This is a genomic window from Paraburkholderia sp. J94 (assembly GCF_905220285.1).
GTDB lineage: Bacteria > Pseudomonadota > Gammaproteobacteria > Burkholderiales > Burkholderiaceae > Paraburkholderia > Paraburkholderia tropica_A.
On record NZ_CAJMZH010000003.1, the window covers coordinates 489868 to 510908 of the forward strand.

General features: G+C 66.7%; 21 protein-coding genes and 2 tRNA genes. 15 read left to right on the forward strand and 8 right to left on the reverse strand.

Features of this window, described 5'->3' with window-relative positions; genetic code table 11:
• Positions 1 to 19 precede the first annotated feature (19 nt).
• The 3 genes from ribH (at position 20) to U4Y88_RS08485 (ending at position 2260) form a co-directional block, all read left to right on the forward strand.
• Complete coding sequence (gene ribH, locus U4Y88_RS08475) at positions 20 to 532, forward strand: 6,7-dimethyl-8-ribityllumazine synthase (protein WP_224004421.1); 513 nt, start codon at positions 20 to 22, stop codon at positions 530 to 532.
• Entirely contained in the window at positions 529 to 963 is a 435-nt protein-coding gene (gene nusB / locus U4Y88_RS08480; RefSeq protein ID WP_224004423.1) for a transcription antitermination factor NusB, read from the forward strand. Before ribH ends, nusB begins: the two co-directional genes overlap by 4 nt.
• Positions 964 to 1066: 103 nt before the next feature.
• Entirely contained in the window at positions 1067 to 2260 is a 1194-nt protein-coding gene (locus U4Y88_RS08485; RefSeq protein WP_321783341.1) for a pyridoxal phosphate-dependent aminotransferase, read from the forward strand.
• 125 nt (positions 2261 to 2385) lie between these two features.
• Here U4Y88_RS08485 and U4Y88_RS08490 read toward each other — a convergent pair whose 3' ends face one another.
• A complete protein-coding gene (locus U4Y88_RS08490; RefSeq protein WP_321783343.1) occupies positions 2386 to 3636 on the reverse strand; it encodes a transglycosylase SLT domain-containing protein in 1251 nt (416 codons plus the stop codon).
• 557 nt (positions 3637 to 4193) lie between these two features.
• Here U4Y88_RS08490 and U4Y88_RS08495 point away from each other — a divergent pair.
• From U4Y88_RS08495 to U4Y88_RS08505, 3 genes are all read left to right on the forward strand, one after another.
• Positions 4194 to 5771 (forward strand): UbiD family decarboxylase, encoded by a 1578-nt coding sequence (locus tag U4Y88_RS08495; protein WP_321783345.1) that lies wholly within the window; start codon positions 4194 to 4196, stop codon positions 5769 to 5771.
• Between the two features lie 261 nt (positions 5772 to 6032).
• Complete coding sequence (locus U4Y88_RS08500; RefSeq protein ID WP_321783347.1) at positions 6033 to 7505, forward strand: NAD-dependent succinate-semialdehyde dehydrogenase; 1473 nt, start codon at positions 6033 to 6035, stop codon at positions 7503 to 7505.
• A gap of 138 nt (positions 7506 to 7643) precedes the next feature.
• Positions 7644 to 8312 carry a LysE family translocator gene (locus U4Y88_RS08505; RefSeq protein ID WP_321783348.1) on the forward strand — a complete coding sequence of 223 codons (669 nt, stop codon included), beginning with the start codon at positions 7644 to 7646 and terminating at the stop codon, positions 8310 to 8312.
• Positions 8313 to 8461: 149 nt separating this feature from the next.
• On the opposite strand, the gene U4Y88_RS08510 is transcribed toward U4Y88_RS08505, so the two are convergent.
• Complete coding sequence (locus U4Y88_RS08510) at positions 8462 to 8776, reverse strand: hypothetical protein (protein WP_224004434.1); 315 nt, start codon at positions 8774 to 8776, stop codon at positions 8462 to 8464.
• 397 nt (positions 8777 to 9173) lie between these two features.
• The gene (locus U4Y88_RS08515; RefSeq protein ID WP_224004437.1) at positions 9174 to 9335 is read right to left on the reverse strand and encodes a hypothetical protein; all 162 of its coding nucleotides are present in this window, start codon (positions 9333 to 9335) and stop codon (positions 9174 to 9176) included.
• Between the two features lie 613 nt (positions 9336 to 9948).
• On the opposite strand from U4Y88_RS08515, the gene U4Y88_RS08520 reads away from it, so the two are divergent.
• From U4Y88_RS08520 to trmB, 5 genes are all read left to right on the forward strand, one after another.
• Positions 9949 to 10269: an EthD family reductase gene (locus U4Y88_RS08520; protein WP_321783350.1), complete on the forward strand. Its 321-nt coding sequence runs from the start codon at positions 9949 to 9951 to the stop codon at positions 10267 to 10269.
• Positions 10270 to 10363: 94 nt separating this feature from the next.
• Positions 10364 to 10927, forward strand: coding sequence for a YggT family protein (locus tag U4Y88_RS08525; RefSeq protein ID WP_224004443.1), 564 nt, complete (start codon positions 10364 to 10366; stop codon positions 10925 to 10927).
• A 78-nt stretch (positions 10928 to 11005) separates the two neighbouring features.
• Positions 11006 to 11080: transfer RNA gene (locus U4Y88_RS08530), tRNA-Gly, on the forward strand.
• Positions 11081 to 11465: 385 nt separating this feature from the next.
• Positions 11466 to 11672 carry a hypothetical protein gene (locus tag U4Y88_RS08535; RefSeq protein ID WP_310630297.1) on the forward strand — a complete coding sequence of 69 codons (207 nt, stop codon included), beginning with the start codon at positions 11466 to 11468 and terminating at the stop codon, positions 11670 to 11672.
• Positions 11673 to 12016: 344 nt separating this feature from the next.
• On the forward strand, positions 12017 to 12895 hold the full coding sequence (gene trmB, locus U4Y88_RS08540; RefSeq protein ID WP_415774413.1) for a tRNA (guanosine(46)-N7)-methyltransferase TrmB: 879 nt from the start codon (positions 12017 to 12019) through the stop codon (positions 12893 to 12895).
• 110 nt (positions 12896 to 13005) lie between these two features.
• On the opposite strand, the gene U4Y88_RS08545 is transcribed toward trmB, so the two are convergent.
• The 3 genes from U4Y88_RS08545 to U4Y88_RS08555 all read right to left on the reverse strand — a co-directional run bounded on the left by U4Y88_RS08545 (position 13006) and on the right by U4Y88_RS08555 (position 14997).
• Positions 13006 to 13920, reverse strand: a complete 915-nt coding sequence (locus U4Y88_RS08545) for an undecaprenyl-diphosphate phosphatase (protein WP_224004452.1) — start codon at positions 13918 to 13920, stop codon at positions 13006 to 13008.
• A 93-nt stretch (positions 13921 to 14013) separates the two neighbouring features.
• Entirely contained in the window at positions 14014 to 14622 is a 609-nt protein-coding gene (locus tag U4Y88_RS08550) for a DUF1439 domain-containing protein (protein WP_415774408.1), read from the reverse strand.
• A gap of 78 nt (positions 14623 to 14700) precedes the next feature.
• The gene (locus U4Y88_RS08555; RefSeq protein ID WP_224004454.1) at positions 14701 to 14997 is read right to left on the reverse strand and encodes a YkgJ family cysteine cluster protein; all 297 of its coding nucleotides are present in this window, start codon (positions 14995 to 14997) and stop codon (positions 14701 to 14703) included.
• A gap of 202 nt (positions 14998 to 15199) precedes the next feature.
• Between U4Y88_RS08555 and hemN the strand changes: the two genes are divergently transcribed.
• Together hemN and U4Y88_RS08565 are read left to right on the forward strand one after the other, a co-directional pair.
• A complete protein-coding gene (hemN, locus tag U4Y88_RS08560) occupies positions 15200 to 16585 on the forward strand; it encodes an oxygen-independent coproporphyrinogen III oxidase (RefSeq protein ID WP_321783354.1) in 1386 nt (461 codons plus the stop codon).
• Between the two features lie 134 nt (positions 16586 to 16719).
• Positions 16720 to 16804 (forward strand) — tRNA-Leu (locus U4Y88_RS08565).
• Positions 16805 to 16878: 74 nt separating this feature from the next.
• Here U4Y88_RS08565 and poxB read toward each other — a convergent pair.
• A complete protein-coding gene (gene poxB / locus U4Y88_RS08570) occupies positions 16879 to 18597 on the reverse strand; it encodes a ubiquinone-dependent pyruvate dehydrogenase (protein ID WP_321783356.1) in 1719 nt (572 codons plus the stop codon).
• Between the two features lie 297 nt (positions 18598 to 18894).
• On the opposite strand from poxB, the gene U4Y88_RS08575 reads away from it, so the two are divergent.
• Both U4Y88_RS08575 and U4Y88_RS08580 read left to right on the forward strand, forming a co-directional pair.
• Entirely contained in the window at positions 18895 to 19602 is a 708-nt protein-coding gene (locus U4Y88_RS08575) for a 16S rRNA pseudouridine(516) synthase (RefSeq protein ID WP_321783358.1), read from the forward strand.
• 155 nt (positions 19603 to 19757) lie between these two features.
• Positions 19758 to 19946 (forward strand): hypothetical protein, encoded by a 189-nt coding sequence (locus U4Y88_RS08580; protein WP_224004465.1) that lies wholly within the window; start codon positions 19758 to 19760, stop codon positions 19944 to 19946.
• Between the two features lie 31 nt (positions 19947 to 19977).
• Here the strand turns inward: U4Y88_RS08580 and U4Y88_RS08585 are convergent, their stop codons facing one another.
• On the reverse strand, positions 19978 to 20967 hold the full coding sequence (locus U4Y88_RS08585; protein ID WP_321783360.1) for an NAD-dependent epimerase/dehydratase family protein: 990 nt from the start codon (positions 20965 to 20967) through the stop codon (positions 19978 to 19980).
• Positions 20968 to 21041 lie beyond the last annotated feature (74 nt).

Genomic DNA, 21041 nt, shown 5'->3' on the forward strand with positions numbered 1-21041 from the left:
TCGAACCTACGGATACCACATGGAAATCGGACAATACCAACCGAACCTGGACGGCGACGGACTGCGCATCGGCATCGTTCAGTCGCGCTTCAATGAACCGGTCTGCAACGGCCTCGCCGACGCCTGCATCGAAGAACTCGAACGCCTCGGCGTCACGGGCGAAGACGTGCTGCTCGTCACGGTGCCGGGCGCACTGGAAATCCCGCTCGCGCTGCAAAAGCTCGCGGAAAGCGGCCAGTTCGACGCCCTGATCGCGCTCGGCGCGGTCGTGCGCGGCGAAACGTACCACTTCGAACTCGTTTCGAACGAAAGCGGCGCGGGCATCTCGCGCATTGCGCTGGACTTCGGCGTGCCGGTCGCGAACGCCGTGCTCACGACGGAAAACGACGAGCAGGCCGTCGCGCGCATGACCGAAAAGGGCCGTGACGCCGCGCGCGTCGCAGTGGAAATGGCGAACCTGACGGTGGCGCTGGAACAACTCGACGGCGGCGACGACGACGAGGACGAGGAAGACGAAGAGGAACAGCAATGAAGAGCGCGCGCCGCCGCTCCCGCGAACTGGCCACGCAGGGGTTGTATCAGTGGCTGCTGTCGGGGGTGCCCTCCGGCGAGATCGACGCGCAATTGCGCGGTTCGCAGGGCTACGACAAGGCCGATCACGAACATCTGGACGCCATCCTGCACGGCGTGATCCGCGAGTCGGAGGAACTCTCCGCCTTCGTCGCGCCGTGTCTGGATCGTCCGATCGAGCAGCTTTCGCCGGTCGAACGCGCGGTGCTGCTCGTGGCGACCTACGAGTTCAAGCATCACGTCGACATCCCCTATCGCGTCGTCATCAACGAAGCGGTCGAGCTCACCAAGACCTTTGGCGGCTCGGACGGCTACAAGTATGTGAACGGCGTGCTGGACAAGGTGGCCGCGCAGCTGCGCGCCACTGAAATCCAGGCAGCCCGCAAGTCGTAAAAGCCGTCACGCGGCGAGGCGCGGCGCGCGCAACCGGGGCGCAAGCTTCCGGTTACGCCGCCCGCCGCACGCCGTGCTGTCTGCAAGTACTGGAATCACCCGCATGAACACCGTTGCCGAACCGCTGTTGCGGCTTGCCGCGCGCGTCGACGAGATCCAGCCTTTCTACGTCATGGAACTGGCGAAGGAGGCCGCGCAGCTCGAACGCGCCGGGCGCGACATCATTCACATGGGGATCGGCGAGCCGGATTTCACGGCGCCGGAACCGGTTGTCGAAGCGGCTGCGGCCGCGCTGCGCCGCGGCGTCACGCAGTACACCAGCGCGCTCGGCGTGCATGCGCTGCGCGAGGCGATCGCCGAACATTATCAGCACGCCTATGGCCTGAGCGTCGATCCGGCGCGCATCGTCGTGACGGCAGGCGCATCGGCGGCCTTGCTGCTCGCCTGCACGGCGCTCGTCGACCGCGACGACGAAGTGCTGATGCCCGACCCGAGCTATCCGTGCAACCGCCATTTCGTGGCGGCCGCCGAAGGCAAGCCGGTGCTCGTGCCGAGCGGCCCGGAAGCGCGCTTCCAGCTGACGGCCGCCGACGTCGAGCGCCTGTGGACCTCGCGTACGCGCGGCGTGCTGCTCGCTTCGCCGTCGAACCCCACCGGCACCTCGATCGAACCCGCCGAACTCGAACGCATCGTGAAAACGGTGCGCGCGCGCGGCGGCTTCACGATCGTCGACGAGATTTATCAGGGCCTGAGCTACGACGCCCCGCCCGTCTCCGCCCTCTCCTTCGGCGACGACGTGGTCACGGTCAACAGTTTCTCGAAGTACTTCAACATGACCGGCTGGCGTCTGGGCTGGCTCGTGGTGCCGCCCACGCTGGTCGGCGCCTTCGAAAAGCTCGCGCAGAATCTGTTCATCTGCGCCTCGGCGCTCGCACAGCACGCGGCGCTCGCGTGCTTCGAGCCCGACACACTGAAAATCTACGAAGCGCGCCGGCTCGAGTTCAAGCGCCGCCGCGACTTCATCGCGCCCGCGCTGGAATCGCTCGGCTTCACGGTGCCCGTGATGCCGGACGGCGCGTTCTACGTCTACGCCGACTGCACGAACGTCAACCACGCCGCCGCGGGCGACAGCGACGCACTCACGCGCGCGATGCTGCACGACGCGGGCACGGTGCTGGTGCCGGGCATGGACTTCGGCGTGGCCGCGCCGCGTCAGTACGTGCGGCTCTCGTATGCCACGGCGTACGAGCGGCTCGAAGAAGCGGTCGAACGCCTGCGCACGTTCTTCGGGCGCTGATCGGCAACGCTGATCCGTGGAATCGTAAGCAGAAAGAAAAAAAGGCACCCGAGGGTGCCTTTTTTGTTTCGTCCGATCTTTCTCTTGCCGGCCGGAGCTTGGGCGAAGCCGCCCAGCGACCCGGCTCAGGCGCCGAGTTCGGGCTGAGTGTGCTTCTGGGCCGCCGTGCTGGCGTCGTCCTGGTCGGAGCCGCCCTTCACCGAGGTCTTTTCGACCATCGCGTGCGCGCTGTCGAGCGTCACGTGCAGACGCTTGTCGCCGTTGATGCTCGCCACCTTTTGCGGCGCAGGCGAGCTGGCCGTAGTGGTGACGGGCGCCTGCGGCGCATTGATCGGCACGTTGCGGCCGCGGGCCACGTCGCGCAGACGCGTACGCTCGGCCATGACCTTGGCGCCGTAGCCGCCGTCGTCCTGCGAAGTCGAGCCCACGTAGAGGCGCAGACCGCCCGGCAGCGAACCGCCGCGTGCGATGCAGTCCTTCAGGACCAGCGCGCCGACCTTGATGTTCGCGAGCGGATCGAGCGCCGCGCTCTGGCCGCCGAAGTACTGGAACTTGTCCGAGTGCACCTTCGACATGACCTGCATGAGGCCCTGCGCGCCCACACCGCTTTCGGCGTAGGGATTGAAGCCCGACTCGATGGCCATGACCGCGAGCAGCAGCAGCGGATCGAGACCCACTTCACGGCCCGTGTCGAAGGCCGCCTTGACGAGTTCGCCGACCGGCTCCTGCGCCACACGATAGCGACGCGAGATATAGGTAGCGACGAGCGCCTGTTCGCGCGCCGAGACCAGCACGCGGTCGTCGCGCGCGTCGGGCGTGATGCGCTGCGACGGGATCATGCGCGCCAGCGAGCCGACGCTCGGCAGCGAACGCGGATCGAGGCCGTTGAGCGTGACCGCGTCGAGCGTGGCCATGCCGCCGTTCGAGACGCTGTTGGCCACGTGCGCGACCGTGCCGTTCGAACCGGCGGGCGAGACGCTCGCGAGCGCCGCGCCGTTTGCACCATTCGCGACATTCGCGGCGTTCACACCATTCGCGCCCGTTTCGGGCAGCAGTGCGGTCGGGAGCGTCGCGCCGTCGGTGGCTTCGCCGTCTTCGTTGGCGGGCACGCCGGAAGGCGTGAACGACGGCAACGGATTGCCTTGCAGCAGACGCGCGGGACCGGCCTGCACGGCAGCGGTGACGAAGGGCATCATGCGCGCGGCCAGCGTGCCGCGCCACGTGGGCAGCAGCCAGATGGCGAGCGCGAGCAGGACGGCGCAACCGCCCACGATGCTAAACAGGTGATGGCTAAGACGCGTGCCACGCCGCAGCAGCGCACGCAGGCCAAGAGCGAGACGCTCGTCGGCGCGCCACCACGATAACCAGGTATTCATCTACAGATCTCCCCATGTTGCATGATCCGGCGACCGAAGTCGGCGCGAGGCCGATGGCCAATCGCAGGATCAAGACGGCGCGCGCCCTGGCTGGTGCAGCAGCGACGTCGGGAAAACGGCAACAAAGTACGCCGTTGGTGGAACTCCTCCGGTACAGCGAGCACGCCTTGGGCGCGCATGGGAGTTCTCACGCGAACAGCCGGCGCATAGGCGCGCCAGCGAGGACAGCCAATCTAGACCGTGGGAAGCCGTGCAGGGAGTCGGCTAAACGGCGACGCGTTGCGTCTGAAGGACCGGGACGGTGGTTAAAAATTGCAAGCCCTGCAACCAGTGTGGACGGATTCTAGCAGGGATTTATAGACCGTCAACACTATAGAATGTCAAAGTTATAACTAATTGCAATAATGAACACCGTTCAATCGGTCGAGAACCGCGCGCCAAGCGCGTCTGCGGCCCGTTGGCCGATCGGCTGACAGCGTGCGCCAGCTAACACAGGTAAAATCGACAATCGTTTTGCCCCTGCACCCGCCGCGCGCTGCGGCTCCGACCCTATCCTGATGAAATACAAAGACTTGCGCGACTTCGTCGGTCGCCTGGAGACGATCGGCGAACTGCGCCGTATCCCACAGGCCGTCTCTCCGGTGCTGGAGATGACCGAGCTGTGCGACCGCGTGCTGCGCGCCGGCGGCCCCGCCCTGCTATTCGAGAGCCGCGCGACCCATGCGTTCCCCGTTTTGGGCAATCTTTTCGGCACGCCGCGGCGCGTCGCGCTCGGCATGGGCATCGACGCGCCCGAGAGCGCCGGCGACGGCGCCGCGCTGGAGTCGCTGCGCGACGTGGGCCGCCTGCTCTCCGCGCTCAAGGAACCCGAGCCGCCGCGCGGCCTGAAAGACGCGGGCAAGCTGCTCACGCTCGCCAAGGCCGTCTGGGACATGGCGCCGAAAACCGTGAGCGCGCCGCCCTGCCAGGAAATCGTCTGGGAAGGCAACGACGTCGATCTCGCGAAGCTGCCGATCCAGACCTGCTGGCCCGGCGACGCCGGCCCGCTGATCACGTGGGGCCTGACGGTCACGCGCGGCCCGAACAATACGCGCCAGAACCTGGGCATCTACCGCCAGCAGCTCATCGGCCGCAACAAGCTGATCATGCGCTGGCTCGCGCATCGCGGCGGCGCGCTCGACTTCCGCGAATTCGCGCTGCGCAATCCCGGCAAGCCGTATCCCGTGGCCGTGGTGCTCGGCGCCGATCCGGCGACGATCCTCGGCGCGGTCACGCCGGTGCCCGACACGCTCTCCGAATACCAGTTCGCGGGCCTGCTGCGCGGCGGCCGCACCGAACTCGCGAAGTGCCTGACGCCGGGCGTCGACACGCTGCAGGTGCCGGCACGCGCGGAAATCGTGCTCGAAGGCTTCATCTATCCGCAGGACGGCGCCCCGGCGCCCGCACCCGCAGGCGCGCCGCCGCGTCCGTCGAAGGGGGCGAGCGCCGCTTACGAGCACGCGCTCGAAGGTCCGTACGGCGACCACACGGGTTACTACAACGAACAGGAGTGGTTCCCCGTGTTCACGGTCGAGCGCATCACCATGCGCCGCGACGCGATCTATCACTCCACGTATACAGGCAAGCCGCCCGACGAACCCGCCGTGCTCGGCGTCGCGCTCAACGAAGTGTTCGTGCCGCTGCTGCAGAAGCAGTTTCCCGAGATCACCGACTTCTATCTGCCGCCCGAAGGGTGCAGCTATCGCATGGCGATCGTGCAGATGAAAAAGAGCTATCCGGGGCACGCCAAGCGCGTGATGTTCGGCGTGTGGAGCTTCCTGCGGCAGTTCATGTACACGAAGTTCATCGTCGTCGTCGATGACGATGTCGATATCCGCGACTGGAAGGAAGTGATCTGGGCGATCACCACGCGCATCGATCCGGCGCGCGATACGGTGCTCGTCGAAAACACGCCGATCGACTATCTCGATTTCGCGTCGCCGATTGCGGGGCTCGGCTCGAAAATGGGCCTCGACGCCACCAATAAATGGCCCGGCGAAACGAACCGCGAGTGGGGTCGCGCGATCGAAATGACGCAGGACGTGAAGACGCGCGTCGATCGTCTTTATGAGGAGCTGGGGCTCGGCGGCGCCTGAAACGCCGCGCGAATCGCGCTTGATTGACGCGCGTTTCAACGCGTGAATCAAGCCGGCTCCACGCTCGATCATCCGCGAGCCGCATCGGCGTCTCGCGCTTTGCGCGCCGCGCACGCGGCATGCGCCTACATATATAGAGAGTGTGCGCGCGCAACGTAGCGCCCGCGCCCTGCCCTTGAAACGCGACGCCGTCCGACGCCGCGCGTGACGCGCCGCCGCCCGCACCGGGCCGCGGCGCTTTCGACCCGAGGAGACACGAAGATGAGCCAGTCCGCATCCGAACGCCTGACCCAGCTGAACGATCCCGCACTCTTCAAGACGCGCGCCTGGATCGACGGCGAATGGAGCGGCGGCGGCGCGACCTTCGCCGTGCTCGACCCCGCCGACAACGGCGAAATCGCGCGCGTGCCCGACTTCGGCGCCGACGAGGCGCGCCGCGCGATCAACGCCGCGAACGCCGCGCTGCCCGCGTGGCGCGCGAAGACCGGCAAGGAGCGCGCGGCCGTGCTGCGCCGCTGGTACGACCTCGTCATCGAACACGCTGACGACCTCGCCGCGATCATGACCGCCGAGCAAGGCAAGCCGCTCGCCGAGGCGCGCGGCGAAGTGCTGTACGGCGCCTCGTTTCTCGAATGGTTCGCCGAGGAAGCGAAGCGCGTGAACGGCGACGTGCTCGCGAGCCCCGCGAGCGATCGCAAGCTCGTGGTGCTCAAGCAGCCGATCGGCGTCTGCGCCTCGATCACGCCCTGGAATTTCCCGATCGCGATGATCACGCGCAAGGTCGCGCCCGCGATCGCGGCCGGCTGCACGATTGTCGTGAAGCCGGCCGAACAGACGCCGCTGTGCGCGCTCGCGCTCGCCGAACTCGCGCAGCGCGCGGGCGTGCCCAAGGGCGTCTTCAACGTGGTCACGGCCGACTCGGCGAACTCGGTCGAAGTCGGCAAGGCGCTCTGTGAAAGCGATATCGTGCGTCATCTCTCGTTCACGGGATCGACGCCGGTGGGTCGCATCCTCATGCAGCAATGCGCGCCCACGGTGAAGAAAGTCGCGCTCGAACTGGGCGGCCACGCGCCCTTCATCGTGTTCGACGACGCCGATCTGGACGCCGCCGTCCAGGGCGCCGTGATCTCGAAATACCGCAACGCGGGCCAGACCTGCGTCTGCACCAACCGCTTCTACGTGCACGACAAGGTGTACGACGCATTCGTCGACAAGCTCGCGGCCGCCTCGCGCAAGATCAAGGTGGGCAACGGCTTCGACGCGGGCGTGAGCCAGGGCCCGCTGATCGACGACGACGCCGTGGCCAAGGTCGCCCAGCATATCGACGACGCCACCTCGAAAGGCGCAAAAATCGTCGCCGGCGGCAAGGTTACGCAGGGCCGCTACGTCGAGCCGACCGTGCTCGCCGACGTCACGCGCGACATGCTGATCGCGCGCGAGGAAACCTTCGGCCCGGTCGCGGCTGTGTTCCGCTTCAGCGACGAAGCCGAAGTGATCGCGCTCGCCAACGACACCGAATTCGGCCTCGCTTCCTACTTCTACAGCCGCGATCTCGGTCGCGTCTGGCGCGTCGCCGAAGCGCTCGAATACGGCATGGTCGGCATCAACACGGGGCTCATCTCGAACGAGGTCGCGCCGTTCGGCGGCGTGAAGCAATCGGGCCTCGGGCGCGAAGGCTCGAAGTACGGCATCGACGAATACGTCGAGCTGAAGTATCTGTGCATGGGGGTTTGAGGCCGGTTCGCACCTGAAATCACGCGAAAATCCGCCCGGCGTCACCGCGCGCGCCGGGCGCGCAGTACGGAGCACGTCACTCCCAACTGATCACTCGCACTACGCCGCACGCAGTTAAACGACAACAACAACGGTTTTATGCCTCACTTTTCCCTGCTTTCCGACGGTTTCTTCCTCTCGCTGTCTCTCTGCCTCGACATCGGTCTCGTCAACGTCGCGATCATCTCGCTCACGCTCACACACGGCTTCCGGCCCGGCTTCTGGCTCGGGCTCGGCTCGTGTTTCGGCGATCTGACCTACGCCGCACTCGCGCTCGCAGGCATGGCGGCGCTGCTGCAATTCGAATCGGTGCGCTGGATCGTGTGGATCGGCGGCGCGGCCATCCTGCTGATGCTCACGTGGAAGATGGCGCGCGAGGCGCTGAACCCGGCCGCCGCGCCGCCCGTCGAGGGCGAAGCCGACAGCGCCGCGCCCCGCCCTGATCCGTGGCGCAGCTTCGCGCGCGGCGTGCTGCTCGCGCTGTCGTCGCCGAGCGCGATTCTCTGGTTCGCGGCCGTCGGTGGCGCGCTTATCGCCAAGTCGGGCGCGACGAGCGCGGCGTCGGCGGGCGTGTTTCTGTCGGGCTTCTTTCTTGGCGGGCTCGGCTGGACACTGTTCCTCTGCGGTCTCGCGAGCCACGGACGCAAGCGCGCCGGCACCGGCTTGCTGCGCGCGTGTCACGTGCTCTCGGCGCTGCTGTTCGCATATTTCTCGTACAGCGTCATCGTGCACGGCTATCGCGATCTGATCGGGCCGCACGCGTCGTAAGACACGACACGACACAACGACACAACGACGCGCCGTCGCAAAACCGCGCCCGCAATGCAAACGGCGCAACGCGGCGTGAGCCGGCGTTGCGCCGTTGCGGGATCGGTCTGCGGACGACAGGCGTCGTCTGCTACGACCGGAAAGCTCGATCAGTGGCGATACCAGCCGCCGTGGTAGCCGTGGTAGCCGCGGTAGTAGCCGTGATGTCCGTAGTACGGACGGCCATAGTAGCCATAGCCCGGATAGCCGCCGACCACCACTGCGGGCGGCGGTGCATAGACCACCGGCGGCGGCGCGTAGACGACAGGCGGGGGCGGCGGTGCGTAGACCGGCGCGGCGTACACCGGATAAGCCGGCGCAACAGGAATCCCGATCCCGATGCCCACCGAAACGTGCGCCTGGGCCGCGCTGACGAACCCCACACCCAGCGCAGCGGCAACGATAAACGATACGGTCTTTTTCACTTCTCTTCTCCTGGCGGACGACCACTGCGTCGCCCCGCATGACGGGCACTGCCCACAAGAGAACTCTATCGAAAACGCATGCTGCCAAAGGTAGCCATTTGTTGCAAATTGCAATTGCAGATGCCGCGGTCCTGGTGCGCGATCAAAGTCTTTACGCGTATTTCGTCCTAAGAAAACCCGCCAGCGCGCCGCATCGGGGCGTAGACGCCGTCCGACGCCGTTGTCCGGTCAGACTTACCTGAAGCGTCGGCGGCGCGGCGCGAGGCCCGGTAATGTTTGATTACAAATTGACTTAATTCGCGACGGAAGTCCCGTCGCCCAGGCCGCCCAAAACGACGATGCCCGGTCCGAAGACCGGGCATCGTCAGCATCGAGGGTGGAACGCGCCGCAGTCGCCCTATCCGACTTTTACGTAGGTGAATTCGCGTGTGACGTTCGGCGGGACATAGGCGCCGCTGATCTGGACGCGGGGCGTGAGACGCTTCTTCTGATCCCACCAGCGGCGGCGTTGATGGGGCGTGAGAAAACGCAGATGCTTTCGGTACGCGAAGATGCTCATGGTGAACTCCCGAATCGGACAACCGACAGGACACAGCCCAATTGCACGACAGCTACAGCTAAACCGGAGTCATTGAAGATAGTGTGCACAGGTTTGCGAACCGTGACCGCAGTGTTGCGAGATAGCCGCAGTCGTGCCACATATCGCCGGGGATCTGTTCGTCGCGTTCACCCCGTGCTGCATCGCGCCGTGCACGCCTGCGCTGAAAGCAGGTTACGTGCCACGTTCGAGTCATATTCGCGTCATTCTTGTCCGACGGTGGCGCATTCGCCTACGCGCCAACGCCTTCGCGCCTGGGCGCGCGGCGCATTATTGGGTGCGCCAGGCGTCGTCTTTGCGCCAGTGTCTTTGCGCCAGTGTTAACCGCCGATGGCGGATCGCTTCGTACGAAAGCGAACGAAAGCGAACATTCCGTGGCGCGTTGCCGTTAGCCCACTGTAGCCGTTTACGCCGAACGTCGTCGGAATCGTGCTCGCAGAACGTCAGCGGCCCGTGCGCGCAGCCGCCGCGCCTGCATACTGACGAACCGTCAGGCGTGGTAATGTGGCAACGGCGCGCAGGGCCGTCTCAGGCGCCGCCGGCGCGCGCCGGGATTCATCGACGAGAACGCACAATGATCAAGGTCAGCATCCTCTACCCGTACCGCGAGGGCGGGCGCTTCGACAGCGAGTACTACGCCACCCATCACATGCCGCTCGCGGCCCGCCTCTTCGGGGACGCGTGCAAGGGCTGGTCGATCGATATCGGCATCAATGCGGGGCCGCCGGGCACGCCGCCGCCGTATGTCGCGGTCGGACACTTCCTGTTCGAATCGCTGGACGCCTTTTACGAAGTGTTCAAGCAGCACAACAAGACGCTCGTCGACGATATTCCCAACTACACCGACGGCGGTAATGGCACGATTCTGATCAGCGAAATCAAGGTTTCGGTCTGATCCGCGCGGCGGCCACACGCTCAGGCTGCACACGCTCAGGTTCCACCCGCTTGCGCTGCCCTCCGTCAATCCTCACAAGAAGGAAACAACACCGATGTTCGGCGATATCGCCCGCTTTCTGCTCAATACGATCTTTACGCTGTTCGGCGCCGCGCTGCTGATGCGCGCGTGGCTGCAATTCGTCCGCGTGCCGCCCTACAACCCCGTGACGCACGCGATCCAGCAAGCGACCAACTGGCTCGTGATGCCGCTGCGCCGCGTGATTCCGGGCGTGCGCGGCATCGACTGGGCCAGCATCGTCGCGGCGCTGATCGCCGCCGTGGTCTTCGTGCTACTGATGGTCTGGCTCGCGGGTGTCGATCCGCTCGGCCTGCTGCCCACGCTGCTGATCGTCGCGGTGCTCACGCTCGTGAAATGGGCGCTCAACCTGGTGATCTGGGTGACGATCCTGATGGCGCTGCTGTCGTGGCTCAATCCGCGCTCGCCCGCGATGCCCGTGCTGTTCCAGGTCACGGCGCCGTTCCTGAATCCGCTGCGCCGGATCCTGCCGAACTTCGGCGGGCTCGACCTTTCGCCGATCCTGCTGTTCGTGATCGTGCAGGTGCTGCTGATGGTGGTCACGCGCGCGGCGGTCTCGCTGACGCTGTTCGGCATTTGATCCGCGCCGCCCTCGCGGCGAATGTCAGCGGGGCGCAATTGCGCTCCGCTGCGGATTGCGCGTAAAATGGCGCGCTCTGCGGGTGTCGTATAATGGTTATTACCCCAGCTTCCCAAGCTGGAGACGTGGGTTCGATTCCCATCGCCCGCTCCACGTTTTCGCGTTCGCGCATCGTCTGAGCACGGTCTGATCCGCTGTCCAGACGCGCGGCGCCGCGCAGTGCGCAGCCCGCCGGCAAGTTGCCCGGCCAGCCAGACTCCCATCCCAAGACTGACCCAGGACGCACCCGGCACAGACCCGGCGCGGCGCATCCCGCCATCGCCGAATGCCGCTTTCCTGTCTCGGTTTCGTCCGCGCAAACGGTTGCGCGGCGCGGATTTCAGGCTTTCCGGACGGATCCGGTTGCGGACGCAACTTGCGGACTTAACTGCGGCCCCACCACGCGATGCGCTAGCATCACGCCTGTTCCCCCTTCACGACGGATCCCCGATTCACCCTGCGCGACACGCGCGGGTCGGTAACAATGCAACGATTTTTCATGTCCCGCCGCAGCGCCATCGCGCTGATCGTCCAGGCGCGCACCACGGCGCTCGCCAGCCCGGAAGACCGCTCGCCCGCCGAAACCGAGCGCCAGCAGGCGCTGGCCGGCGATCTCACGCGTCTGCTGTTCGACGTGCGCGCTGGCCGCGTCAACGTGTTCGAACTCAAGCCGTCGAACATGCACATCACGGTTGCCGCCGACTGAGCGCGCCGCGCCTCCGCCCGGCGCGGCGGACGCCCAAAGCGGCGCTGCTATAATGCGCGGCGGCTTCGCACAGGGCGCCGCACGCGAGAAGACGCCCCGCCGTCCGGCCTCGCGAGCGCCCACACGCCGCCGTCCGGCGCAGAATGCACGATGCGCGTGCACGAACCGCGCGCCGATCAGGCCGCGACGTTCGGACCGTGCCGCGCTGCGTCTGGACTGCGCCTGATTGTGCTGATTACCCGCCGCCGGTCGACCGGTGCGCCGCGACGTTCGCCGCGCCCATGACACCCATCGCGGCACCGAGCGCCGCGAAGCCCGCTGCCCTCACCTGCCCGTCCTCGAAGATGAACCACGAACCCAACGACGCAGCCCGCCCCGGCTGCACGCCGCCCGCCGAAGCGGACGACTCCGCCGCGCAACTGCCTGAGCATGCTGCCGCGCCCGCCAGCGCCCACGACGACGCCCCGATCGATGAATCTGGCGACGAAACCAGCGAAGAAGGCGTCGACGAAGGTGTCGAAGAAGGCACCGAAGACAGCGCCGATGGCCTGCGCCGCCGCCGCATCCGCAGCTTCGTGACGCGCGCCGGCCGGGTCTCGACCGGCCAGCGCCGCGCGCTCGACGAATTCGGTCCGCGTTTCGTGGTGCCGTACACGCCCGCGCCCGCCGACTGGAACGCCACCTTCGGCCGCGAAGCGCCGCGCGTACTGGAGATCGGCTTCGGCATGGGCGCGAGCACGGCGGAAATCGCCGCGCTGCGTCCCGGCGACGACTTCCTCGGCGTCGAAGTGCACGAGCCGGGCGTCGGCGCGCTGCTCAAGCTGATCGGCGAGCAGGACCTGACGAACATCCGCATCATCCAGCACGACGCCGTCGAGGTACTCGAACAGATGATCGCGCCCGCCAGCCTCGACGGCGTGCACATCTTCTTCCCCGATCCGTGGCACAAGGCGCGCCATCACAAGCGTCGCCTGATCCAGCCGAAGTTCGTGCAACTGCTCATCTCGCGCATGAAGCCCGGCGCGTATCTGCACTGCGCGACCGACTGGCAGAACTACGCCGAACAGATGCTCGAAGTGCTCGGCGCCGAACCCGCGCTCGAAAACACGGCCGCCGATTACGCGCCGCGCCCCGACTACCGTCCCGTGACGAAGTTCGAGCGCCGCGGCCTGCGCCTCGGCCACGGCGTCTGGGACCTGGTGTTCAAGCGCCGCGCGGTCTGATCCCGATCTGATCCGCACAGCACGCGCATCTACACTCGCGCGCGCATGAAAAAACGGGCACCCGAGGGTGCCCGTTTTGCATGGCGAGCGCGCCGTTCACGCGCCGACGCTCAATTCCAGTCGAGCCCGCCGCCATAGCCGAACAGCAGGATCACGAGCCCGAACGCGATGCGATACCACGCGAACGCCGTGAAATCGTGCGAAGCCACATAGCGCAGCAGCCAGCGCACGCACGCGAACGCGCTCACGAACGCGGCCAGAAAACCCACGCCGAAAAGGCCGAGCCAATCGACCGAGAGCGTCTGCCAGGTCTTGTGCAACTCGTAGACGGTCGCGCCGAAAATCACCGGAATCGCGAGAAAGAACGAGAATTCGGTCGCGACGCGCCGTTCCAGACCGAACAGCATCGCGCCGATGATGGTCGAGCCCGAGCGCGACATGCCGGGGATCAGCGCGAAGCATTGCGCGCAGCCGACCTTGAACGCGTCGAGCACGGTGATCTCGTCGAGCGAGTTCACGCGCGCGGCCGGCGCGGCGCTCACCGTGGTGGTCCCGGCGCCGCTCGCCGCAGCCGCCCCGTCAGCCGTCGCGACGCTCAAACGCGTGCTGGAAGCCGCCGCCGCGCGCCGCCGCCCTTCCACCCAGAGGATGATCACGCCGCCCACGACGAGCGCGAACGCCACCGGCACGGGCGAGAACAGCATCGACTTGATCGCCTTCTCGAACATCAGGCCGAGCACGACAGCCGGAATCGTCGCGACGATCACGTTGAGCGCGAAACGGCGCGCGTCCGGCCGCGAAGGCAAACCGGCGACGACGCTGCCGATCTTGCGGCGGAATTCCCAGCACACGGCCAGGATGGCGCCGAACTGGATCACCACGTCGAAGGTTTTTTCGAACTCGCCGTCGAAGCCGAGCACGCTGCCCGCCACGATCAGGTGGCCGGTGCTCGACACCGGCAGAAATTCCGTGAGTCCTTCGACGATGCCCAGAATCAGGGCCTTGCAGGTTAGCAGCCAGTCCATCCGTTCTCCTCGCCATTGAGTGCGCCGGACGGGCCGCCAGTCGAATTGTCGAATGCGCGCCCGCCGACGGTTGTGCGGCGGGCGTTTCGTCGCTTATTTCTCGACGATCTGCACGCGTATGCCGTTTGTAAGGATGGTGATTGTACCGGGTTCGTAGTTCACCCCGGCAAACTGAAGCTGATCCGGCTTGAAGGTGTAGACCGGATAGTTGGCGAGCAGCTGCGTGGCCGCGAGCGCCGCCACCGCGTTGACCTGCTGGGCGTAGCCCGCGGCGCTGCCCTGCATGTCGACGCTGTCCACCGACGGCGAACGCAGGACCACCGAGCGGCTCGCGGCGTCGTAGGCGAGTTCGCTCGACAGCGTGAACGCGCCGTCGACCGGCTGCTGCATCAGCGGGCTGGCCAGATGCGCATCGACGCGCACGGCCACGCGGTTGCGATCCGGCAGCAAGGTGACGACCGGATTCGTGAGCGCGACCTCGAAAAGCTGCTGCACCGAACGGTGATACGGGAACTTGCGCTGCACCGCTTCCTGCACCTGATCGCGCGAGAACGTGTAGTGATCGGGGATGAACGGAAAGATGCCGGTCGCGCAGGCGCCGAGCGACATGGCCGTACCGGCGGCGGCGCAGGCCGCGAGCAGAAAGGCCCGACGCGTGGCGCTGGGCGGGGTGGACTGGGCGCGCGGCGCGCGTCGGATCATGCGAAATCTCCTTGAGAGATGACTGGGTGACACCCTGATAACCGGGCGACAACCTGGCGATAACCGGAATGACGGGATTCAGTGAGCGCCCGGCTGCGTGGCCGCTTCGAGCCGCGCGATCCAGACGAGCGCGTCCTCGCGCGTGTCGCCGCACATCTCCGCCTGCGGCTGCAGCCCCGAACAGCAGGCGGGGCGCAGCGGCGAGCCGAAGATCCGGCACTGCAGATCGTCGTCGAGCTGGATGCAGGGCACGCCCGCGGGCTTGCCTTGCGGCATGCCCGGAATCGGACTCGAAATGGACGGCGCGATACAGCACGCGCCGCAACCGGGGCGGCACGCGTGTTCGGACGGGGCAACGACAAGACCTGCGCTCAACTCGAATTCCTGAATCTCATAACTGTAAGGGGCCAAAGCAAGGAAAGCTGGCCGGAAAAACGTGTTCGCATTGTGCCATCGCAAGCTGCGGCGTTTTTACACAAACGCCTGCGGCGACCGCCTCTTACACTGGGTTCATCCGGCGCTGTAAGACGCCCCTCCGGGGACGCCATCCGGCGCGTCATCCCCAAGAGAACCTCGCATGAGCGACGCCGACCTGCTCTTTCGCCCCGACCTGCTCGCCAAATACGGCGCAAACGGCCCACGGTATACGTCCTATCCAACCGCGCTTCAGTTCCGCGACGATTTCAATCTCGACGACTACCGCCACGCCGCCGACGATCCCGGCGCGACCGACACCGACCTCTCGCTCTATTTCCACATCCCGTTCTGCGACACCGTCTGCTTCTATTGCGGCTGCAACAAGGTTGCGACGAAAAACCGCGCCCGCGCCAAGCCCTATCTGAAGCAACTGGTGCGCGAAATCGAAATGCAGGCCGCGCTATTCGACACGAAGCGCCCGGTTTCGCAGCTGCATTGGGGCGGCGGCACGCCTACCTTTCTCTCGCTCGACGAAATGAGCGCGCTGATGGCCGCCACGCGCGAGCACTTCGCGCTGCGCCCGGACAGTGAAGGCGAATATTCGATCGAAATCGATCCGCGCGAAGCCTCGGCGCGCACGGTCGCGCATCTGCGCGGGCTCGGCTTCAATCGCCTGAGCCTCGGCGTGCAGGACTTCGATCCGGTCGTGCAGGAAGCCGTCAACCGCGTGCAGCCGCTCGACATGACCGTCAACGTGATGAACGCCGCGCGCGAGCACGGCTTCGAATCGATCAGCGTCGACCTGATCTACGGGCTGCCGCATCAAACCGTGCAAAGCTTCCGGCGCACGCTCGACACCATCCTGATGCTCGCGCCCGATCGCCTTTCGGTGTTCGGCTACGCGCACATGCCGCAACTCTTCAAGATGCAGCGGCAAATCGACGCCGCCGCGCTGCCCACGCCCGCCACACGGCTCGCGCTGCTGCAGCTCGTGGTCGAGCAGCTCACCGACGCGGGCTACGTCTATATCGGCATGGATCACTTCGCGCTGCCCACCGACGAACTCGCGCGCGCCCAGGCGAAGCGCACGCTGCATCGCAATTTCCAGGGTTACAGCACGCGCGCGGACTGCGATCTGATCGGCTTCGGCGCTTCGTCGATCGGCAAGGTCGGCGACGTCTACGCGCAGAACGCCAAGGAACTGCCGGCCTACGGCGCGGCCATCGACGCCGGGCGGCTGGCGATCTCGCGCGGCGTGCGCCTCAGCGCCGACGACCGCCTGCGCCGCGACATCATCACCGAGCTGATGTGCAACCTGGAATTGCGTTTCGACGAATTCGAGGCGGCCTATGGCGTGCGCTTCCTGAGCGCCTTCGCGCCCGAGCTGGAGCGCCTGCGCGGCTTCGAGGCCGACGGGCTGGTGGCGCGCAGTTCGAACCGGCTCGAAGTGCTGCCCGCCGGGCGCATGTTCGTGCGCAATATCGCGATGGTGTTCGACCGCTATCTGGGCACGCAGCCGATGGAGCGGTTTTCGCGCACGGTCTGAGGCCGCCACGTGGTGCTTGCGAGCGTTCACGGGCGCGAAGCGGCGACAAGTTGCCTGACGCGCCGATTTGCGTCATAATTTACGGCTACTTCGCGTGTCTGTATGGCTGATCGAGCAAGCAGACCGCGAAAACTGCCTCGGTGGTGAAATTGGTAGACGCGCCGGACTCAAAATCCGGTTCCGCAAGGAGTGCCGGTTCGATTCCGGCCCGAGGCACCAGAATCCACGCACAACGCCCCGCTCTCGCGGGGCGTTGTCGTTTCAGCGTCCGGTTTCTGCGTCCGGCGACCTCTTCAGCGCAAATTCGTCTGCGCCAGTTCCACCACCTCATCGCCACGCCCGCTCAGCACCGCGCGCAGCATATACAGACTGAAACCCTTCGCCTGCGCCCATTGCAGCTTCGGCGGCATGGCGAGTTCGTGCTTGGTCGTCACCACGTCGACGAGCGCCGGACCGTTGTGCGAAAACGCCGCGCGCAGCGCGTCGTCGAGCGCCTCCGAGGTCTCCACGCGCACGCTGAAAATCCCCGCGCCCTTCGCGATATCGGCGAAATTGGTCGCGATGAGATCGGTGCCCGTCTCCAGATAGCCGCCGGCCTTCATCTCCATCGCCACGAATCCCAGCGAGCTGTTATTCAGGACAACGATCTTGATCGGCAGATCGAGCTGGCGCGCCGAAAGTATGTCGCCCATCAGCATCGAAAGTCCGCCGTCGCCCGACAGCGAAATCACCTGGCGTCCCGCGTGCGCGGCCTGCGCGCCGAGCGCCTGCGGCATCGCGTTCGCCATCGAGCCGTGATTGAACGAGCCGTGCAGACGGCGGCGGCCGTTCATCGTCAGATAGCGCGCGGCCCAGAGCGTCGGCGTGCCGACATCGACGGCGAAGATCGCATCGGGCTCCGCGAGCGCGTCGACGCGCGCGGCCACGTATTGCGGATGCAGCGGCTTCCCCGCGGGCGCCGGACGCGCGAGGTCGTCGAGACTCTTGCGTGCGTTAGCGTAATGCTCGCGCGCGCGTTCGAGAAAGCGGCGATCGGTCTTGCGCGTGAGCTTGGGCGTCAGCGCGCGCAGGGTCTCGCGCACGTCGCCGACGAGGCCGAGCGTGAGCGGCGCACGCTTGCCGAGCGCCGCCGCGTCGCGGTCGATCTGCACGATGCTCGCGTCGGTGGGATAGAAGTTGCGATACGGAAAGTCGGTGCCCAGCATCACCAGCGTGTCGCACGACATCATCGCGTGATAGCCCGAACTGAAGCCGATCAGCCCGGTCATGCCCACGTCGAACGGGTTATCCCATTCGACGTACTGCTTGCCGCGCAGCGCGTGCACGGTGGGCGAACCGAGCGCGTCGGCGAACGCCACCACTTCGTCGTGCGCGCCCTTGCAGCCGCTGCCGCACAGCAGCGTGACGGCTTCCGAGCGGTTCAGCAGATCGGCGAGCCGGTCGAGATCCGCCGACGAGGGCAGCGTCGCGGGCCGCGCCGCCTGCGACCAGGTCGGATCTTCCTCGGGCGCTTCGAGCAGCGCCACGTCGCCCGGCAGCACGATCACCGCAACGCCCTTCTGGTCGATGGCGGTGCGCAGCGCGGTGTCGAGCACGCGCGGAAACTGCGAGGCGTTCGTCACGAGTTCGACGTAGTGCGCGCATTCGCGGAACAGTTCGGTCGGATGCGTTTCCTGGAAATAGCCGAGGCCGATTTCCGTCGACGGAATGTGCGCGGCGATCGCGAGCACGGGCGCGCGGTTGCGATGCGCGTCGTAAAGTCCGTTGATCAGATGCAGGTTGCCGGGGCCGCAACTGCCCGCGCAGACCGCGAGCCGTCCGGTCGCGGCGGCTTCGGCGCCGGCCGCGAAGGCGGCCACTTCCTCGTGACGCGTGTGCATCCAGCGGATCGTGCCGAGCTTGCGCAAGCTGGCCGACAGCCCGTTCAGGCTGTCGCCGGTGACGCCCCAGATGCGCTCGACGCCGACGGCTTCGAGTGTCTTCGCCAGATGATCCGCGATCGTCTTCGCCATGCTGTCCTCCGTAACGGTTGCCGCGCGCAGCGGCCAGCGCGCGGTGCCGGGCGCGCTACGCTCGAAAAAAAGGGGGAATGGAACGGGCCTCGGAGGCCGCCGCGCGAGACGCGGCGCGTGCCGGTTCATCGCGGTACGTTACGCCATCGGCGTAAAACGCGTCGCTAAGCGGACAGCATCGCAAGCGAATTCGACAGTGGCCGCAAGGCGGCCGTTATCTTCGTGGCCGCGCGAGAAAGCGGCGCGCCGGGCCGCAGTCGCTAAAATGCTGCGGTTTGCAGCCGCCAGCGTCACGTCATGAATCTCGAAAGCATTCTCTTTACCCAGGGCTTCGGCTCGCGCCGCCAGTGCCGCTCGCTCGTCGCGGAAGGACGCGTCGCCGTCGCGGGCGCGCCTTGCGACGACCCGGGCGCCGACTTCGACACCGAAGGCCTCGTGTTCAGCGTCGACGGCACCGACTGGCCGTTCCACGAGCGCGCCTACGTGGTGCTGAACAAGCCTGCGGGCTACGAATGCTCGCGCGATCCGCAGCATCATCTGAGCGTATTTCATCTGCTGCCGCCGCAATTCGCCGCGCGCAACGTGCAGTGCGTGGGCCGGCTCGATCAGGACACGACCGGCCTCCTGCTGCTCTCCGACGACGGCCAGTTCGTGCACGCGTTCACCTCGCCCAAGCGCAAGGTGCCGAAGATCTATCTCGCGACCACGAAGCATCCGCTCGACGAGACGCAGTTGAGCGCGCTGCGCGAAGGCGTGCTGCTGCATGGCGAGCGCGAACCCTGCGCGGCGGTTTCGGCGCAGGCGCGCGGCGAGCACGCGCTCGAACTGAGCGTGCTCGAAGGCAAATATCACCAGGTCAAGCGCATGGTGGCGGCGGCCGGCAACCGCGTGGAAGCGCTGCATCGCGAGCGCATCGGCGGCTACGCGCTGCCCGACGATCTGGCGCCGGGCGCCTGGCGCTGGCTCGACGCCGCCGCGCTCGACGCACTGCGCAACAAGGGGTAAACCACAGGCGCGGCCGCCCGGCCCCGCCAGTCGGCGCGTTGCCCCGCCTGGGCGAGCGAAACGGCCCCATTTTTGCCGCGCCGCAGCATGCCCTTCCCAATGAAGCGCCCTATACTCGATAAAACAACGATTACAAGTTGCAAGGAGGGGGCATCATGATCATCAACGGCACATACGACATTTCGATCGTGTTGATGGCATTCGTGGCTTTGGGGGCGATTCTGATCGGCGGCCTGATAACGTGGATGCATGTACGGCATCGTTATCATCCGAACCTGATCGGCGCCCTGATTGGCGCCCTTTTCTGCTTCCTCCTGCTCGAGGCGCTGCCGGCAATCACGTGAACGGCACGCTTGCGCCATGCCGCCCGCCCGATTACGGACGCGGCGGCAGCGTGCGCAGGAAGGCATCTACGTCGGGATAACGCAGGCGCACGCGCAATTCGCGCTTCAGGCGCGCGTTGTCGAGCCGCCGCGACTCCCGCATGAACGAAAGCAAGACCGGATCGAGCTCGCGCTCGGCCTGTGCGCGGCTCACGCGCGGCGCGCGCGCGAGTCCGAACGCATCGGCGACCCGGTCGAAATACGTCCCCATCTTCATTTCGCTGTCGTCCGACGCGTGGATCACGCGCGCCGGGCGCCCGTGCGCGGCAAGCCGCAGCATGATGGCGGCCAGGTCGTCGGCGTGGATGTGGCTCGTGTAGACGTCGTCGGCTTCGAGCAGCGCCGGCGTGCGTTTCTCCAGCCGCGCGAGCGGCAGGCGCGTGGCCGCGTAGATGCCCGGAATGCGCGCGATGGTGGCGTTCAGCGCGCCGCGCGCCGTCGCACGCCGCAGTTGCCGCTCGGCGGCCACGCGGCGCTTGGCGCGGCCGTTCGCGGGGCGCGGCGTGCGGGTTTCGTCGATGCGCGCGCCGCCGCAGTCGCCGTAGACGCCGGTCGTGCTCGCATAGACGAGCCGCGGCCGCGCCGGGTAGGCGCGCGCGGGCCGCCAGGTGGGCTCGGGTACAATGGAGGTCGCTTGTCCGGCCGTTGCGGGCCGCGCCGCGGAACGCCGCCGCGCCTTGAGCGCCGCGATCAGGCGGCGCGTGCGCAGGTCGTCGTCGCCATCTTTCTGGGGCGGCGCGAGGTGCAGCACGACGTCCGCCAGCCCGGCAAGGCGCGTCAGACTCGCGCGCGCGTCCAGGTCGCCCGCGACCGGCGTGGCGCCCGCAGCGCGCACGATGTCGGCGCGTTCGGCGCGGCGCGCGAGCGCGAACACGCGCGGACGTGCAGGCCGCGCGCGCAACTGGTCGACGCAGCGCAGACCGACGTCGCCGCTGCCGACGATGAGAATGCGCGTACGGCGCAGATTTCGTGTGGCAATCATGGTGGAACCATTTTAGCCGCCGAGGCCCGGATGCGAGGGTCCGCCCCGCTCCGCGCCACGGATTACCGATCACA

What these genes read in the sequence shown, in the direction of transcription:
- U4Y88_RS08505 (WP_321783348.1), top strand. Translation starts at nt 7,644, where the DNA reads ATGCCTCACTTTTCCCTGCTTTCCGACGGTTTCTTCCTCTCGCTGTCT.
- U4Y88_RS08495 (WP_321783345.1), top strand. Translation starts at nt 4,194, where the DNA reads ATGAAATACAAAGACTTGCGCGACTTCGTCGGTCGCCTGGAGACGATC.
- U4Y88_RS08520 (WP_321783350.1), top strand. Translation starts at nt 9,949, where the DNA reads ATGATCAAGGTCAGCATCCTCTACCCGTACCGCGAGGGCGGGCGCTTC.
- hemN (WP_321783354.1), top strand. Translation starts at nt 15,200, where the DNA reads ATGAGCGACGCCGACCTGCTCTTTCGCCCCGACCTGCTCGCCAAATAC.
- U4Y88_RS08550 (WP_415774408.1), bottom strand. Translation starts at nt 14,622, where the DNA reads ATGATCCGACGCGCGCCGCGCGCCCAGTCCACCCCGCCCAGCGCCACG.
- U4Y88_RS08575 (WP_321783358.1), top strand. Translation starts at nt 18,895, where the DNA reads ATGAATCTCGAAAGCATTCTCTTTACCCAGGGCTTCGGCTCGCGCCGC.
- nusB (WP_224004423.1), top strand. Translation starts at nt 529, where the DNA reads ATGAAGAGCGCGCGCCGCCGCTCCCGCGAACTGGCCACGCAGGGGTTG.
- U4Y88_RS08585 (WP_321783360.1), bottom strand. Translation starts at nt 20,967, where the DNA reads ATGATTGCCACACGAAATCTGCGCCGTACGCGCATTCTCATCGTCGGC.
- trmB (WP_415774413.1), top strand. Translation starts at nt 12,017, where the DNA reads ATGAACCACGAACCCAACGACGCAGCCCGCCCCGGCTGCACGCCGCCC.
- U4Y88_RS08515 (WP_224004437.1), bottom strand. Translation starts at nt 9,335, where the DNA reads ATGAGCATCTTCGCGTACCGAAAGCATCTGCGTTTTCTCACGCCCCAT.
- U4Y88_RS08580 (WP_224004465.1), top strand. Translation starts at nt 19,758, where the DNA reads ATGATCATCAACGGCACATACGACATTTCGATCGTGTTGATGGCATTC.
- U4Y88_RS08535 (WP_310630297.1), top strand. Translation starts at nt 11,466, where the DNA reads ATGTCCCGCCGCAGCGCCATCGCGCTGATCGTCCAGGCGCGCACCACG.
- U4Y88_RS08485 (WP_321783341.1), top strand. Translation starts at nt 1,067, where the DNA reads ATGAACACCGTTGCCGAACCGCTGTTGCGGCTTGCCGCGCGCGTCGAC.
- poxB (WP_321783356.1), bottom strand. Translation starts at nt 18,597, where the DNA reads ATGGCGAAGACGATCGCGGATCATCTGGCGAAGACACTCGAAGCCGTC.
- U4Y88_RS08490 (WP_321783343.1), bottom strand. Translation starts at nt 3,636, where the DNA reads ATGAATACCTGGTTATCGTGGTGGCGCGCCGACGAGCGTCTCGCTCTT.
- U4Y88_RS08545 (WP_224004452.1), bottom strand. Translation starts at nt 13,920, where the DNA reads ATGGACTGGCTGCTAACCTGCAAGGCCCTGATTCTGGGCATCGTCGAA.
- U4Y88_RS08500 (WP_321783347.1), top strand. Translation starts at nt 6,033, where the DNA reads ATGAGCCAGTCCGCATCCGAACGCCTGACCCAGCTGAACGATCCCGCA.
- U4Y88_RS08525 (WP_224004443.1), top strand. Translation starts at nt 10,364, where the DNA reads ATGTTCGGCGATATCGCCCGCTTTCTGCTCAATACGATCTTTACGCTG.
- ribH (WP_224004421.1), top strand. Translation starts at nt 20, where the DNA reads ATGGAAATCGGACAATACCAACCGAACCTGGACGGCGACGGACTGCGC.